General features: G+C 73.0%; 12 protein-coding genes, 4 tRNA genes and 1 pseudogene. 6 read left to right on the plus strand and 11 right to left on the minus strand.

The window, feature by feature from the left end; genetic code table 11:
- The first annotated feature begins 22 nt into the window (after positions 1-22).
- Positions 23-1,102 (plus strand): phosphoribosylformylglycinamidine cyclo-ligase, encoded by a 1,080-nt coding sequence (gene purM, locus LUW75_RS13135; protein ID WP_250335772.1) that lies wholly within the window; start codon positions 23-25, stop codon positions 1,100-1,102.
- Positions 1,103-1,159: 57 nt separating this feature from the next.
- Here purM and LUW75_RS13140 read toward each other — a convergent pair whose 3' ends face one another.
- Together LUW75_RS13140 and LUW75_RS13145 are read right to left on the minus strand one after the other, a co-directional pair.
- Positions 1,160-1,411, minus strand: coding sequence for a DUF3073 domain-containing protein (locus LUW75_RS13140; RefSeq protein ID WP_023587557.1), 252 nt, complete (start codon positions 1,409-1,411; stop codon positions 1,160-1,162).
- Positions 1,412-1,813: 402 nt separating this feature from the next.
- Positions 1,814-2,897: pseudogene (locus LUW75_RS13145) on the minus strand (Leu/Phe/Val dehydrogenase).
- Positions 2,898-3,051: 154 nt separating this feature from the next.
- Here LUW75_RS13145 and LUW75_RS13150 point away from each other — a divergent pair.
- Together LUW75_RS13150 and bldC are read left to right on the plus strand one after the other, a co-directional pair.
- Complete coding sequence (locus LUW75_RS13150) at positions 3,052-3,903, plus strand: hypothetical protein (protein ID WP_250335774.1); 852 nt, start codon at positions 3,052-3,054, stop codon at positions 3,901-3,903.
- A 517-nt stretch (positions 3,904-4,420) separates the two neighbouring features.
- Positions 4,421-4,627 (plus strand): developmental transcriptional regulator BldC, encoded by a 207-nt coding sequence (gene bldC / locus LUW75_RS13155; RefSeq protein ID WP_003949541.1) that lies wholly within the window; start codon positions 4,421-4,423, stop codon positions 4,625-4,627.
- Between the two features lie 781 nt (positions 4,628-5,408).
- Here bldC and LUW75_RS13160 read toward each other — a convergent pair.
- Positions 5,409-5,483 (minus strand) — tRNA-Asp (locus tag LUW75_RS13160).
- Between the two features lie 108 nt (positions 5,484-5,591).
- Positions 5,592-9,551 carry an ATP-dependent RNA helicase HrpA gene (gene hrpA / locus LUW75_RS13165; protein ID WP_250335775.1) on the minus strand — a complete coding sequence of 1,320 codons (3,960 nt, stop codon included), beginning with the start codon at positions 9,549-9,551 and terminating at the stop codon, positions 5,592-5,594.
- Between the two features lie 107 nt (positions 9,552-9,658).
- On the opposite strand from hrpA, the gene LUW75_RS13170 reads away from it, so the two are divergent.
- From LUW75_RS13170 to LUW75_RS13180, 3 genes are all read left to right on the plus strand, one after another.
- The gene (locus tag LUW75_RS13170) at positions 9,659-10,096 is read left to right on the plus strand and encodes a hypothetical protein (protein ID WP_250335776.1); all 438 of its coding nucleotides are present in this window, start codon (positions 9,659-9,661) and stop codon (positions 10,094-10,096) included.
- Between the two features lie 62 nt (positions 10,097-10,158).
- Positions 10,159-10,893: a DsbA family protein gene (locus tag LUW75_RS13175; RefSeq protein ID WP_250335777.1), complete on the plus strand. Its 735-nt coding sequence runs from the start codon at positions 10,159-10,161 to the stop codon at positions 10,891-10,893.
- Positions 10,890-11,714: a cytochrome c biogenesis CcdA family protein gene (locus LUW75_RS13180; RefSeq protein WP_250335778.1), complete on the plus strand. Its 825-nt coding sequence runs from the start codon at positions 10,890-10,892 to the stop codon at positions 11,712-11,714. The genes LUW75_RS13175 and LUW75_RS13180 overlap by 4 nt, the downstream gene beginning before the upstream one ends.
- A 4-nt stretch (positions 11,715-11,718) precedes the next feature.
- On the opposite strand, the gene LUW75_RS24330 is transcribed toward LUW75_RS13180, so the two are convergent.
- The 7 genes from LUW75_RS24330 to LUW75_RS13210 form a co-directional block, all read right to left on the minus strand.
- The gene (locus LUW75_RS24330) at positions 11,719-11,853 is read right to left on the minus strand and encodes a hypothetical protein (protein ID WP_284453832.1); all 135 of its coding nucleotides are present in this window, start codon (positions 11,851-11,853) and stop codon (positions 11,719-11,721) included.
- Positions 11,854-11,985: 132 nt separating this feature from the next.
- Positions 11,986-12,276, minus strand: coding sequence for a WGxxGxxG family protein (locus LUW75_RS13185; protein WP_168440671.1), 291 nt, complete (start codon positions 12,274-12,276; stop codon positions 11,986-11,988).
- Between the two features lie 17 nt (positions 12,277-12,293).
- Positions 12,294-13,130: a DUF2382 domain-containing protein gene (locus LUW75_RS13190; RefSeq protein WP_250335779.1), complete on the minus strand. Its 837-nt coding sequence runs from the start codon at positions 13,128-13,130 to the stop codon at positions 12,294-12,296.
- 301 nt (positions 13,131-13,431) lie between these two features.
- Positions 13,432-13,508, minus strand: a tRNA-Phe gene (locus tag LUW75_RS13195).
- 22 nt (positions 13,509-13,530) lie between these two features.
- A tRNA-Asp gene (locus LUW75_RS13200) sits at positions 13,531-13,605 on the minus strand.
- Positions 13,606-13,644: 39 nt separating this feature from the next.
- Positions 13,645-13,717 (minus strand) — tRNA-Glu (locus LUW75_RS13205).
- An 81-nt stretch (positions 13,718-13,798) separates the two neighbouring features.
- Positions 13,799-15,445: a metallophosphoesterase family protein gene (locus tag LUW75_RS13210; protein WP_250335780.1), complete on the minus strand. Its 1,647-nt coding sequence runs from the start codon at positions 15,443-15,445 to the stop codon at positions 13,799-13,801.
- Positions 15,446-15,448 lie beyond the last annotated feature (3 nt).

Genomic DNA, 15,448 nt, shown 5'->3' on the forward strand with positions numbered 1-15,448 from the left:
TACGACCGAAAGTTCTGTAGCCATGTCTCAGGCCACCAGTGCCACAGGCGGCGCCAGCTACGCCGCCGCGGGCGTCGACATCGAGGCGGGCGACCGCGCCGTCGAGCTGATGAAGGAGTGGGTGAAGAAGACCCGGCGCCCCGAGGTCCTCGGCGGCCTCGGCGGTTTCGCCGGCCTCTTCGATGCCTCCGCCCTCAAGCGCTACGAGCGTCCCCTCCTCGCCTCCGCCACCGACGGCGTCGGCACGAAGGTCGACGTCGCCCGCCGCATGGGCGTGTACGACACGATCGGACACGACCTCGTCGCCATGGTCATGGACGACATCGTGGTGTGCGGCGCCGAGCCGCTGTTCATGACCGACTACATCTGCGTCGGCAAGGTCCACCCCGAGCGGGTCGCCGGCATCGTCAAGGGCATCGCCGAGGGGTGCGTCCTCGCCGGCTGCGCCCTCGTCGGCGGTGAGACCGCCGAGCACCCCGGTCTCCTCGGCCCCGAGGACTTCGACGTCGCCGGCGCCGGCACGGGCGTCGTGGAGGCGGACCGGCTGCTGGGCGCCGATCGCATCCGTACGGGTGACGCGGTCGTCGCGATGGCCTCCTCGGGTCTTCACTCCAACGGGTACTCGCTCGTCCGCCACGTCCTGTTCGACCGGGCCGGCATGGCGCTGGAGCAGCACGTGGACGAGCTCGGCCGGACCCTCGGCGAGGAGCTGCTGGAACCCACCAGGATCTACTCGCTGGACTGCCTGGCGCTCACCCGGACCACCGAGGTGCACGCCTTCAGCCACATCACCGGCGGCGGCCTGGCGGCCAACCTGGCGCGGGTCGTCCCGGACCACCTGCACGCCGTGGTCGACCGGTCGACGTGGGCGCCCGGCGCGGTCTTCGACCTGGTCGGCAGGGCCGGTCGGGTGGAGCGGCTGGAGCTGGAGAAGACCCTGAACATGGGAGTCGGCATGATGGCCGTCGTCCCCGCCGAGTCGGTGGACGTCGCGCTGGCGACGCTTGCGGACCGGGGCGTCGAGGCCTGGGTCGCGGGTGAGGTCACCGAGCGCGGGGACCACGCGGCCGGTGCCGCCCTGACGGGTGACTACGCGGGCTGAACAGCACCAAACCCGGTCCGGGGCGGAACCCCGGACCGGGTTGGAAGAGTGCGGGCGTCAAGCGCCGCGACGCTGCGATGACGGACCGGACTCCTCGTCCTCGTCATCGTCGTCGTTGTACAGCTCCGCATAGCGGGCGTACGGGTCGTCTTCCTCGTCGTCGTCCTCGAACGGCTCTCCGTTCGGAGGCTGACTCGAAGTCGATGCGCCCAGCTCGCTGGCCAGCCGTGCGAGGTCCGTCCCACCGCTGTTGTACTTCAGCTGGCGGGCGACCTTCGTCTGCTTGGCCTTGGCCCGGCCGCGCCCCATGGCTCGACCCCCTCGGTGACGGGGCTCGACGGCCCCAGAGTCTTGACACGCGTTCATGGTGCGGAACGGACTCTCCGCGGAGAGACCGGCCCGTGGGCTTTAACGGTACCTGCTTCCGCGGCCATACGGTACGCCGCCCGCATGACGCGCCTCGGCGCCGGACCCGCGAGGCGCCCCGTCCTCGCTGGTCAGCTGCGATTCTAGCTTCTTCCGAAGGTCGACCCGCCGACCGGGGTGAGCCATCTCTCCCCGACGGCGGGCGCAGGATTGTGCGAACCCACCAATGCGGAGAGTGTCCGAAAGGCGCCTCTGAGCACATGTGCGGCGTCCGCCGGATGGCCTGTCAAGGGAGCCCACCCGGCGGACGTGCGTTCCATGACCGGAAACGGCCCGTGCGCGGTGCTACGCGCGGCGGGCGTCGGCCATCCGCTGCTCGGCGATCCGGTCGGCCGCGGCGGCCGGCGGAATGCCGTCTTCCTTCGCACGTGCGAAGATCTCCAGCGTGGTGTCGAAGATCTCCGCCGTCTTCGCCCTGCAGCGGTCGAAGTCGAAGCCGTGGAGTTCGTCGGCGACCTGGATCACACCGCCCGCGTTGACGACGTAGTCGGGCGCGTAGAGGATCCCGCGCTCGGCGAGGTCCTTCTCGACGCCCGGGTGCGCGAGCTGGTTGTTGGCCGCGCCGCACACCACCCGCGCCGTCAGGACGGGCACGGTGTCGTCGTTGAGCGCGCCGCCGAGCGCGCACGGCGCGTAGACGTCCAGGCCCTCGGTGCGGATCAGGGCGTCCGTGTCGGCGACCACCCGGACCTGGGGGAACCTGTCGGTGACACGGCGCACCGACTCCTCGCGCACGTCCGTGACGAGGACCTCGGCGCCGTCCCGGACCAGGTGCTCGACCAGGTGGTGGCCGACCTTGCCGACGCCCGCGACGCCGACCCTGCGGCCGCTCAGCGTCGGCTCGCCCCACAGGTGCCGGGCGGAGGCGCGCATGCCCTGGAAGACGCCGAAGGAGGTGAGGACCGAGGAGTCCCCGGCGCCGCCGTTCTCGGGGGAGCGGCCGGTCGTCCAGGGGCACTCGCGGGCGACGACGTCCATGTCCGCCACGTACGTGCCGACGTCGCAGGCCGTGATGTACCGGGCCCGCCCAGGAGGCCACCATCCGGCCGTAGGCCAGGAGCAGCTCCTCGGTCTTGACGACCTCCGGGTCCCCGATGATCACGGCCTTGCCGCCGCCGTGCTCCAGACCAGCCAGGGCGTTCTTGTACGACATCCCCCGCGACAGGTTGAGCGCGTCGAGGACGGCCGCCTCCTCGGAGGCGTACGGGTAGAAGCGGGTGCCGCCGAGGGCGCTGCCCAGGGCGGTCGAGTGGATGGCGATGACGGCCTTCAGGCCGGAGGCGCGGTCCTGGCACAACACGACTTGCTCGTGGCCCCCCTGCTCCGACCGGAACAGGGTGTGCAGGACGCCGTCGGTCACATCGGTCACGGTGGTGACTCCCAAGTACGAAGCGGCGGTATCGGTTCCTCCGGGGGGTGGGGAGGGACCTGTCCGCAAGAGGGTAAGTCCTACCTGGCCGTAAAGCCGACGCAGTGCGCAGGATCACCTTCCCGGGGGGCGCCTGCGTGGAAGGATGCGGCGCATGTCGGCTGTCTCCTCGGTCCTCGTCCCGTACGCCTCCTACCTGCGCGTGTACGAGCCCCTGGCCGCCTTCCCGGAGCCCGAGCGCGCCCACTGGGCCCGCTACGCGGAGCGCGTCCTGCGCGGCGGGGGGCCCACGGCCCAGGACGAGTTGCGGCGCTCCCTCGCCGACCTGGTGCCGACACCGCCCGTGCCCGTGCCGGTGCACGAGAGCGCGGAGGCGTTCGTGGCGGAGTCGGCCGGCGCGTTGTGCGTCTGCCCGTGGCGCACGCGGCTGCGCTCCTGGCTGGCCCTGGGAGAGGCGCAGGAGCTGCTGCCGCGGTCCGTGCTGGACGCGGCGCTGCCGCCGCCGGTGCGGAGGCAGGCCGCGGCGGACCACGAGCGGTGGCGGGAGCGGAACCCGGACGCGCGGCCGTGGATCAGGAGCGCGGTGTGGCAGGTGCCCGTCCGGTGGTTCGTCCTCTTCGCGGACGAGGAGCGCGAGTACGCGCCGGGCGGCGGAGGGGAGGCGCCGGTGCTGCGGTACCGCACGCCGATGGTCCAGGCGCGGCGGCGGGTGGCGCGGTCGCTGCGGACGCTGCGCGAGTCGGTCGACGAGGGGCCGCTCACCGAGGGCCTGCTCGACGTGGGCCGGTGGCTGGAGGAGTTCCACCCGCGTTCGCTGGTGGAGCTGGACTACGGCGGCCTGGTGCACGCCCTGCCGGCGGAGCTGCTCGCCGGGGACCGGTCCGCGGCGGACGTCGCGGCGGGCATCGCCGCGCTCCGGGACGGCGACGGGGCGGCCGCGGGGGCGGCCTACGAGCGGCTCGCAGAGCGGTGGCGCGCGGTGCGGCACCGGCAGTTCGCCAACTGAACGGAAGATTCCCGGGCCGGGCTGTTGCATCGGGCACTGTTGCGCTTGAGTCTTGTGTGACGTCAGGTGATGGAGGGATCCCCTTCGAACCGGGCCTTTGTCCCAAGGGTGATGGATCGCACTAACAGTGGCTCTTGCGCCCATCGCCCAACCTCGTGTCAAAATAGGACAAGGAGTCCGGGGAGGGCTCTTTCCGTCCAACTATGGGTGGAAGGCTCAGCATTGCACGCTATGGGGGGTCTGGTGGCTCCTGATCGCTCTGTGACTGATCGTCACTGTGACGTGACTGTCCGCTATGGCATGGTCCATCGACTTCCGCCGTTGATGGATGCCTGAGAGGGCAATTCCATCGGTTTGGCCGAAGGTGGCTGGACAGATGGTGTAGTTGTAGTGCCGAGGACAAGCCGTTCGTCCTATAACCGACTCGGCCCGCGTCCGCCATTTCGGGCAACGCGGGTCAAGGTGCAGAATTTAGAGGAAAGAACCGAGAACGTCGGTTCTCCCGAGGAGGCCGCTCATGACCGCTCGCACCCCTGATGCTGAGCCGCTGCTGACCCCCGCCGAGGTCGCCACGATGTTCCGCGTGGACCCGAAGACGGTGACCCGCTGGGCAAAGGCGGGCAAGCTCACGTCCATCCGCACGCTGGGCGGGCACCGCCGGTACCGCGAGGCGGAGGTCCGTGCGCTGCTCGCGGGCATCCCGCAGCAGCGAAGCGAGGCCTGAACACCCTTGTGAACCGGGCTTTTCCGGGTCCCCCAACCCGGTCCGCCCACCCCATGCGCCACCGACGGCCACCCGCCCCAACGGGCTGACGTCATCGATCGCGCCGGACTCCGCCGGGTCCGGCGCGATCTTTTTTGTGTGTCCATGCGCACATGGGGCGCGGTGCAATTGCACACTTTAAATGGGGCGGGTGGTCGGGAGGGGCGGATGGGTCGGCTGTAGGGAAAAGTTCCGTGACTCGTGTCACACCGCACCGTGGCTCCGACACCCCGTCAGGGGCGGCTGCCGTGCCGGAAGCCGGGCTGCCCGGGTCTCCCCCTTTCCCGCGCAGCCCGCGGGAGCGCCCGCCCCCGGGGTGGCGACCGGGCCGGCGGTACGGGCGGACGGCGACGGCCGGGGACGAGCCGCGTGGGAGCGCACGGCCCCCGCCTCCACGGTCCCCCGCCCGGTCGCGGGTCCCGGTTCGGCCGGGGGCGGTTCGTGCGGCCGCCGCTCCCGGTCCGGCCGCACGCGGCTTGTCCGGCTCCGGGTCGCCCGCCCGGTCGTGGGCCGCCGCTCCGGGCCGTCCGCCTCCGGCCGGGACCGGCCGCGTCCCCGCAGTCCGGGCCGTCCGTCTCCGGCGGCCGGCACCGATCCGCCGGCGGGCGGTACCGGCCCCGACCGCCGGCGCGCGTCGTGCGGGACGACGGGAGGGCGGCGGGAGCGCGGCAGAGCACGACGGGGACGCGACGGGAACACGACTGAGGCCCGCACCTCTCGGTGCGGGCCTCGTCGATCGATGCGGTCCTGACGGGATTTGAACCCGCGGCCTCCACCTTGACAGGGTGGCGAGCACTCCAAACTGCTCCACAGGACCAGGTTTCGCAGCCGCTTGCTCCCCGGCTGCGAGAGAGACTCTACAGCAGGCCGGACCGTGCGGTCGAACTCACCCGCGGCGACCGTCCCGTCACCACGTCGCGCGGCCTCACGGGGCCAGCGCGTCGATCGCCTTCACGATCCGCTTGTCCGACACCGGGTACGCCGTCCCCAGCGCGTGCGCGAAGTAGCTGACCCGCAGCTCCTCGATCATCCACCGGACGTCCAGGACCTCCTGCGGCACCGGACGCTCCTCCGGGAACTGCTCCAGCAGCCACGCGTACTCGTCCTGCATCTCGTGGACCTTCTCCATGCGGGTGGTGTCCCGCTGCACCGACGTCGGCATCTGCTGGAGGCGGCGGTCCACCGCCACCAGGTACCGCATCAGGTCCGGCAGGCGGCGCAGGCCCGTGGCGGTGACGAAACCGGGGGGCACGAGCGCCGCCAGCTGCTCCCGCACGTCCTGGAGGTTGTTCACCAGGGCCGGGCTGTTCGCGGCCTTCAGGCGCCGCTCACAGGCCTGCCAGGCGGCCAGGACCTGCTGGACCCGGTCCACCGTCCGCACGGTCAGCTCCACCAGGTCGGCGCGGACGCCGTCGTACAGCTTCCGGTACGCCTCCTCGTCCCAAGCCGGTCCGCCGTGGTCGGCGATCAGTCTGTCCGCCGCAGCCGTCGCGCAGTCCTCGAACAGGGCCTGCACCGAGCCGTGCGGGTTGCGGGAGAGGGCCAGCTTCTGCTGGTTCGTCAGCTTTTCGGACGCGAACTTCGCCGGGTTCACCGGGATGTTCAGCATGATGAGCCGCCGGGTGCCCCGCCACATCGCACGCGCCTGCTCGGCCTCCGTGTCGAAGAGGCGCACGGCGACGGTCTCGCCCTGGTCGACGAGGGCCGGGTACGCCTTCACCGGCTGGCCCGCCCGGCGGGTCTCGAAGACCCGGGTAAGCGTGCCGATCGTCCAGTCCGTCAGGCCCGAGCGCTCCAGCGACCCGCCCGAGCCCGAGGGGCCCGCGGAGGCGGCCGCCGCGGCCTTCGACAGGGCCTGGCGGGCCTTGGGGCGCAGCGTCAGCCTCAGCGCCTCCAGGTCCTTGTCCTCGGCGAGCTTGCGGCGCCGCTCGTCCACGATCCGGAACGTGATCTTCAGGTGGTCGGGGACCTTCGCCCAGTCGAAGTCGTCCGGGCCCACCGGGACGCCCACCATGCGGTGGAGCTCGCGGGCCAGGACGGACGTCAGGGGCTCCGCGCTCGGCGCGGTCCGCTCCAGGAACCGCTGCGCGAAGTTCGGCGCCGGCACGTAGTTGCGGCGGACCGGCTTGGGGAGGGAGCGGATCAGCTCGGTCACGACCTCCTCGCGCAGGCCCGGGATCTGCCAGTCGAAGCCCTCGTCGACGACCTGGTTCAGCACCTGGAGCGGGATGTGGACGGTGACGCCGTCCGCGTCCGCGCCCGGCTCGAACTGGTACGTCACGCGGAACTTCAGCGGTCCCTGCCGCCACGAGTCGGGGTAGTCGGCCTTGGTGACCGCCCCCGCCTTCTCGTTGATGAGCATCTCGCGCTCGAAGTCGAGCAGCTCCGGCTCGTCGCGGCGCTTGTGCTTCCACCACGAGTCGAAGTGCGCGCCCGACACGACGTGCTCCGGGATCCGCCGGTCGTAGAAGTCGAACAGCGTCTCGTCGTCCACGAGGATGTCGCGGCGCCGCGCCCGGTGCTCCAGCTCCTCGACCTCGGTGAGCAGCTTCCGGTTGTCCGCGAAGAACTTGTGGTGGGTGCGCCAGTCGCCCTCCACCAGGGCGTGCCGGATGAACAGCTCGCGCGACGCCTCGGGGTCGACGCGCCCGTAGGTGACCTTCCGCTGGGCGACGATCGGCACGCCGTACAGCGTCACCCTCTCGTACGCCATGACGGCCGCCTGGTCCTTCTCCCAGTGCGGCTCCGAGTACGTGCGCTTCAGCAGGTGCCCGGCGAGCGGCTCGATCCACTCGGGCTCGATCCTGGCGTTGACCCGCGCCCACAGCCGGGACGTCTCGACCAGCTCGGCCGACATCACGAACCGCGGCGGCTTCCTGAACAGCGCCGAGCCGGGGAAGATCGCGAACTTGGCGTTCCGCGCGCCCAGGTACTCGTTCCTCCCCGCGGGCTTCCCGCCCTCCCCGCCGGTGGTCTTCACGTCCTTCACGCCGACGTGGGAGAGCAGGCCCGCGAGGAGCGAGACGTGGACGCGCTGCTCGTCGGCGTCCTCCTCGTTGGGGTGCATCCCCATCTGCTTGGCGACGGTGCGCAGTTGACTGTAGATGTCCTGCCACTCGCGGATGCGCAGGTGGTTCAGGTACTCCGCCTTGCACATGCGGCGGAACGCCGACGACGACAGCGCCTTCTGCTGCTCGCGGACGTACCGCCACAGGTTGAGGAAGGCGAGGAAGTCGGACGTCTCGTCCTTGAACCGGGCGTGCTGCTGATCGGCCTGCGCCTGCTTGTCGGCGGGGCGCTCGCGCGGGTCCTGGATGGACAGGGCCGCCGCGATCACCATGACCTCGCGGACGCAGCCGTTCTTGTCGGCCTCCAGCACCATGCGCGCCAGGCGCGGGTCGACGGGGAGCTGGGCGAGCTTGCGGCCGAGCGGGGTGAGGCGCTTCCGGGGGTCCTTCTGCGCCGGGTCGAGCGCGCCGAGCTCCTGGAGGAGCTGCACGCCGTCGCGGATGTTGCGGTGGTCCGGCGGGTCGATGAAGGGGAACTTCTCGATGTCGCCGAGTCCGGCCGCGGTCATCTGGAGGATGACGGACGCGAGGTTCGTCCGGAGGATCTCCGCGTCGGTGAACTCCGGGCGGGCGAGGAAGTCGTCCTCGGAGTACAGCCGGATGCAGACGCCGTCGCTGGTGCGGCCGCAGCGGCCCTTGCGCTGGTTGGCGCTGGCCCGGCTGATCGGCTCGATCGGCAGCCGCTGCACCTTGGTGCGGTGGCTGTAGCGCGAGATCCGCGCCGTGCCGGGGTCGACGACGTACTTGATGCCGGGGACCGTCAGGGACGTCTCCGCCACGTTGGTGGCGAGGACGACGCGGCGGCCGGCGTGCTGCTGGAAGACGCGGTGCTGCTCGGCGTGGGACAGGCGCGCGTACAGCGGCAGGACCTCGGTGTTCCGCAGCTTCCTCTTCAGCAGCGCGTCCGCCGTGTCGCGGATCTCCCGCTCGCCGGAGAGGAAGACCAGGATGTCGCCCGGGCCCTCCGCCTGGAGCTCGTCGACGGCGTCGCAGATCGCGGTGGTCTGGTCGCGGTCGGGCTCCTCGGAGTCCTCCTCCAGCAGCGGCCGGTAGCGCACCTCCACCGGGTACGTCCGGCCGCTGACCTCGACGATCGGCGCGTCCCCGAAGTGCCGGGAGAACCGCTCCGGGTCGATGGTCGCGGAGGTGATCACGACCTTGAGGTCGGGGCGATTCGGCAGCAGCTGGGCCAGGTAGCCGAGGAGGAAGTCGATGTTGAGGCTGCGCTCGTGGGCCTCGTCGATGATGATCGTGTCGTAGGCGCGCAGCTCGCGGTCGGTCTGGATCTCCGCGAGGAGGATGCCGTCCGTCATCAGCTTCACGAACGTGTCGGGGCCGACCTGGTCGGTGAAGCGGACCTTCCAGCCGACCGCCTCGCCGAGCGGCGTGCGCAGCTCCTCCGCGACGCGCTCCGCGACCGTGCGGGCCGCGATCCGCCGGGGCTGCGTGTGACCGATCAGGCCGCGCACGCCCCGGCCGAGCTCCAGGCAGATCTTCGGGATCTGCGTCGTCTTGCCGGAACCCGTCTCACCGGCGACGATCACGACCTGGTGGTCGCGGATCGCCTCCAGGATCTCGTCCTTCCTCCGGCTGACGGGCAGCTGCTCCGGGTAGGTGATCTCGGGCACGCGGGACGCCCGCTCGGCGGTGCGGGCCGCCGCCTTCGCCGCCTCGGCGGCGATCTCGTCCAGGACGGCCTGCCTGGCCTCGGGCTTGCGGATGCGGCGGGCGCCTTCGAGACGGCGGCCGAGCCGATGGGCGTCGCGCAGCGGGACCTCGGTCAGCAGGGTCTGGAGGTCGGCGAAGGAAGTAGACATACCGTTTCCCAGGATCTCACCTGCGGCTCGGGAGTGGCGAACCCATTTCCCCGTACCATTCCGGGCGAGCCGAACAACGGACCACCGACGAGGAAGGCGCCCCTCCGATGCCCCGTACCGATGCCCGGCGACGCGGCGCGGGGGCGCGCGCCGTGTGGGTGCTGGTACTGGTGCTGATGGGGCTGCCGGTCCGCGCGGACGCGGGGGACCGGCCGTACGGGGACCGCGCGCGTCCGGCGCACGCCGCCGCGGACCGCTCCCACCCGGTGGACCGCGCCGCCGCGGACGCCCCGGCGGCCGCCTCGCCCGGGGACGGCCGGCCGCCCGGCTGCCGGGACGGCTCCCGGCCCGACGGCGGGGTGGTCCCCGCCACCCCGCCGCGCGGACCGTCCCCGGGCGGGCCGCTCCCCGTGGCGCACGACGCGCGCGGCGCCGCGGCCCCCGCCGGGTGCGGGGCGTGGGAACCGGCCGCGACCGGCCCGAAGCGGGCCCCGCCCGCGCTCGCACCGCCTTCTCCGATGGACCTGTCGATCCTGCGCGTGTAGCGGGCGGTGTCCTCCCGCCGCACCGCCCTCCCACCCGCCAACCGCACCGCAGGAGCACACCCATGTCCACGAAACCGTCGTCCCTGAAGCCGTACGCCGTGGGAGCGGGGGTCGCGGCCGCCGCCGGGCTGCTCGCGTTCGCCTCGTACACGGCCACCAAGCCCGCCGACCGGGAGGACCCCGGTGTCTCCGCCGCCGCGCCGGCCTCCTCCTCCGCCCCCGCCGCCGGGGAGGACGCCCGCCCCGGGCCGGAGCGGTCGGCCCGCCGCGAACCCGGCGACGCCCTCGCCGTGGGCCGCGCCGACGCGCCGGTCGTGCTGGTCCAGTACGCCGACTTCAGGTGCGGGTACTGCGGGAAGTTCGCCCGCGACACCGAGCCGGAGCTGGTGGAGAAGTACGTCGAGAAGGGCGTGCTGCGCATCGAGTGGCGGAACTTCCCGGTCCTCGGCGAGGAGTCGGAGGGCGCCGCCCGGGCCGCGTGGGCGGCGGGGCGGCAGGGGCGGTTCTGGGAGTTCCACCGGGCGGCGTACGCCGAGGGGGCCGGGGAGAAGGGCTTCGGCGAGGACCGGCTGGTGGCCCTCGCGCGGGAGGCCGGCGTGCCGGACCTCGCCCGGTTCACCCGCGACCTGGGCGGCGCTGAGGCCCGGCGGGCGGTGAAGCGGGACCAGGAGGAGGGGTACGCCCTGGGCGCGACGTCCACCCCGACGTTCCTGGTCAACGGGCGGCCCATCATGGGCGCCCAGCCGCTGGAGACGTTCACGGCCGCGATCGACGCGGCGGCGGGGGCCGGCCGGTGACGGACGTCGGCTACCTGGCCGCGTTCCTGGGCGGCCTGCTGGCGCTGGTCAGCCCGTGCGGTGCGCTGCTGCTGCCGGCGTTCTTCGCGTACTCGATCGACTCGGCGGCCCGTTTGCTCGCCCGCACCGGCGTCTTCTACGCGGGTCTGGCGACGACCCTGGTGCCGCTGGGCGCGGCCGGCTCGCTGGCGGGGCGGTTCTTCCACGGCAACCGGGACCTGCTGGTGGCGGCGGGCGGCTGGCTGGTCGTCGCGCTGGGCGCCGCGCAGGTGCTGGGCCTCGGCTTCGCACCGCGCCGGATCGCGGAGGCGAGCGGCCGGATCCGCCCGACGACGGCGGTGTCCGTGTACGCGCTGGGCCTGGTGTACGGGCTGGCGGGGTTCTGCGCGGGGCCGATCCTGGGCGGCGTCCTGACGGTGGCGGCGCTGGGCGGCAGCCCCGTGTACGGCGGGCTGCTGCTGGCGGTGTACGCGCTGGGCATGGCCGTGCCGCTGTTCCTGCTGGCGCTGCTGTGGGAGCGGTACGACCTGGGGCGCCGCACCTGGCTGCGCGGGCGGGCGGTGCGGTGGGGCCGGCTGGAGCTGCACACGACGTCGCTGCTGTCGGGCGCCCTCTTCGTGCTGCTGGGCACCGCGTTCCTGGTCTCCGACGGCACGAGGGCCCTGCCGGGTCCGCTCTCCGTGGACGCCTCCTTCGAGGTGGAGCGCCTGGTCGCACGGGTGGGCGGCGCGGTGCCGGACCGGATGCTGCTGCTGGCCGCGGTCGCGGTCGTCGCGGTGGTGCTGGGGGTGCGCGGCTGGCGGCACCGCGGGCGGGCCTGACGCCTCAGGCGCCGCTGTCGAGGACGTCGCCGACGATCTCCGTCACACGGTGCTTCAGCTTGTGCCGGCGGTCGCAGTACCGCCTCGGGAACCACCGGCGGTCCTGCACCAGCGGCCTGTCGCACCACGCGCGGAGCACGGTCCGTCCCCGGTTCGCGAAGTCCCCCGCGGCACCTACCCCAACGGCCCCGGCCCGCCGGGGTGGCGGACCGACCGGAGACCGGCCGGTCCGCCACCCCCGGGAGGACCGCGGTGGGGCGGGGCGACCGTCTCAGATCCGGTCCGTGGGGTGGGCGCCGCCGCCGGTCCCCGGGCTGGTGCCGCGGGGGTTCGTGCCGTGCGACTTGGAGCGGCGGGGGATGAGCCCCAGCAGGCCCAGCAGGCCGGCGAGGCCCCACAGGCCCCAGCCGCCGTTGTCGTCGTCGTTGTCGCGGTTCTCCTGGGCCAGTACCTGAACCGCGGCGGTCTGGTCCGCCACCGGTGCCTGGGCCGCCGCGGTGGCCGCGGCGGGGCCCGCGACCAGCGCCGCGGTCAGGAAAGTACCGACAATCGTGCGTCGCATGGCTCCTCCTTCGCCGATCACCGGTTCGGCCCGTGCCCGGGCCCCCGGCCGCGTTCGGTTCCACGACCGCGTCCGGACCGGTCGTCGTCGTACTCGATCTTCTCCTTGCGCACCTGCTCGGTGACGTCCTGCTGTTCGGTGACCTTCTCGGTCTCCAGGCGGACGCGCTCGACGGGGACGGACTTCTTGCCCACGGTCGGGCGCTCGGCGTGCAGGGTCACCTCCTGCTCGGTGTCCTCCATGGGGGCCGCGCGCTCGCCGGGCCGGACGGGCTCGCGCACCACGCGGACCTCCTCGTGGCTCACCGGCACGCTCGTGGTCACGTCCTCCGTGACGACGTACTTGCGCAGGCGGGCACGTCCCGTCTCGTACTGCTCCGTACCGACCTGCACCTGCTCCTCGGAGCGGGTCAGGCCCTCGTCGCCCGCGCCGGAACGCATCGCGGCGGCCGGCTGGCGGCCCTGGTGGGCACGGCCCGAGGCCATGCCGCCGGCGGTCGTGCCCGTGGTGCCCGCCGTGCCCGCGGTGCCGCCCGGGACGAGCCGGTAGTGGCGGTAGAGGCGCTGCTCCTCGGCGGCGTCGAGGTGCTCGTCGACGTCGATCCGGGGAGCGTCCTTGATCATGTCCTTGACGTACGGCACGTGGAGTTCCCCACCCCGCCGACGGGCGCCGGCCAAGGGGACGAAGGTCTCCTTGGTACCGAACATGCCGGTCCTGACGGTCACCCACTCGGGGGTGCCGAGCCGGTCGTCGACGTAGACCTGGCCGATCGTGCCGATCTTCTCACCGTTCGAGTCGTAGGCCGTCTCACCCTGGAGTCCTTCCACGGGAAACGCCCTCTCGTTCTGGGCCATCCTGGATCCTTCCTGGCTGCGGGCCCGCCTCCGGAAGGCAGCGAGTGCGATGGGCCGGGCCCTGGATCCATTGCCGGTGACTCCGGAGCGCCCCGCAACTCGGGTTACGCCGGGGAGCCCCCTCCGCGCACCGGGCCGGGGCCCGCTCTCCCGGCCGGCCGGCGCTCCTCCCCTTGGGCCGGACGGGTGAACCCGGGCGGACGGGACCCGGTGGCGGCGGTCCGCACCGGGCGGTGGCCGGCGGGCGCGAACGGCGGGCGCGAACGGCGAAAGGCCCCGTCCGGAGACGGGGCCTTTCGGCTGGTGGCTGGGGCCGGGGTCGAACCGGCGACCTTCCGCTTTTCAGGCGGACGCTCGTACCAACTGAGCTACCCAGCCGTGCGGCTCTTCCGAGCCGCAGCGGTCCTGACGGGATTTGAACCCGCGGCCTCCACCTTGACAGGGTGGCGAGCACTCCAAACTGCTCCACAGGACCAAGCTTCGCGCGATCACTAGTCTCGCACAGGGTGAAGCGTGCCCCCAACGGGATTCGAACCCGTGCTACCGCCTTGAAAGGGCGGCGTCCTGGGCCACTAGACGATGAGGGCTAAAGGCCCGCCTGGGCGCTTCTTCAGCGCGTCGGGGACGTGAGAAGCATATGGGATGGGGGGACCGTTCGCCAAAACGGTTTACGGGCGGGGCACCGGGGCGGGGGACCGGACCGGCGGCGGGACCGGCGTGCCGGAGGGCCGCGGCGACTCCGCCGGGGTGCCGCTCGGTGCCGGGGACGTGCCCGGCAGCGCCTCGTCCGGGACGTGCCGGGCCACCTCCGCCGTGGTCAGGCCGAGCCCGCCCAGGGTGATCTCGTCCCACGCCTGCAGCCGTCGTGTGTCCCGGTCCAGGTAGAGCACCGACGCCTGGACCTTCTCCGGCTCCTCCCTCTCCACCGCCCGCAGCCCGCCGCCCCCCGTCGACCCCTCGACCTTCAGGCGGGTGCCGTTCGGCAGCACCTCGTCGACGCGCCGGTGGACGTGCCCGGACAGGACCAGCGGCACCGCGCCGTCCGTCTGGTGGGCGGCCACCGGGTTGTGGACGACCGCGACGTCCACCGGGGTGCCCGCCCGCGCCTGCGCGCGCAGGGCCCGCGCCAGCCGGGCGCCCGCCGCCCGCTCCGCGTCGTCCCCGGCCGCCACGACCGACCGGTCCGGCGTGAACTGCGGGTCGCCGATGCCCGCCACCCGCACCCCGGCGACGGTGACGGCCCGCCCCCCGTCCAGGACGTGCACGTTCCGCAGCCCCTCCAGGTACTCCTGGGTGGCCGCCGAGTCGTGGTTGCCGCGCACCCACACGTACGGCGCGCCGAGGCCGCTGATCGGGTTCAGGAAGACGTTCTCGGCGGTGCTGCCGTGGTCCATGGTGTCGCCCGAGTCGATGATCAGGTCGATGTCGTACTGCTTCACGAGCGAACCGACGATGTGCCACGACGCCGGGTTCAGATGGATGTCGGAGACGTGCAGCACCCGGATCGTCGCCGGGTCGGGCTGGTACGTCGGGAGGGTCGACGTCGCCTCGTACAGCCTGGTCACGTTCGTGACGAGCCGGGCCAGTTCCCGCTGGTAGACGTCGAACTCGGTGACGATCGACCGCGCGTTCCCGACGACCGACGGGGCGCTGCTGAGGAGGCCCGAGAAGCGGGGCTCCAGGACCGACTTGGGGTTCCAGGTCGCGTACGCCGAGGCGCCCGACGCCGCCAGCAGCGCCAGTGCCAGCCCCCCGGCCGCCAGGGCGCGGCGCGGACGGCGGTAGACGGCGAGGCCGAGGGCGGTGGCGCCGGTGACGACGGCGACGCAGGAGCGGACGGCCAGTTCGCGGGCGCCGTCCAGGACGTCCGCGGCGATCTCCTCCTGGAGGCCGGAGATCCGCTCGGGGTGTTCGACCAGGGCCCGGGAGCGGACCGGGTCGAGCCGGTCGACGTCCACGGCGAGGCGGACGGGCGCCGTGTGGGACTCCAGGTCGAGGGCGCCGAGCGGCGAGACGTTGACCTCCGTCCCGCCGGTGAGGGACGGGCGGAGCGTCATGCTCGTGTCCACCGGTCCGACCGGGACGTGCACCGCGCCGAAGGCCAGCAGCCCCAGCCACGCCCCGGCCGCGGCCACCGCCAGCAGCCCCAGGGCGCGGGCGGGGGAGCGCGGCGCGGGGGCGGGCGCGAGCGGAGGCGCCGAGGAGCCGGCGCGGCGCGGGGCGCGGCCTCCGGGGCGGTTCCCCGCGCGGTCCCTCACGCGGCGCAGGGCTCGGGCGACACGGGCGTACGAGACGCGGACGACTGCTCGGGCCATTGG

This window comes from Streptomyces sp. MRC013 (assembly GCF_023614235.1).
In the GTDB taxonomy this organism is placed as follows: Bacteria; Actinomycetota; Actinomycetes; order Streptomycetales; family Streptomycetaceae; genus Streptomyces.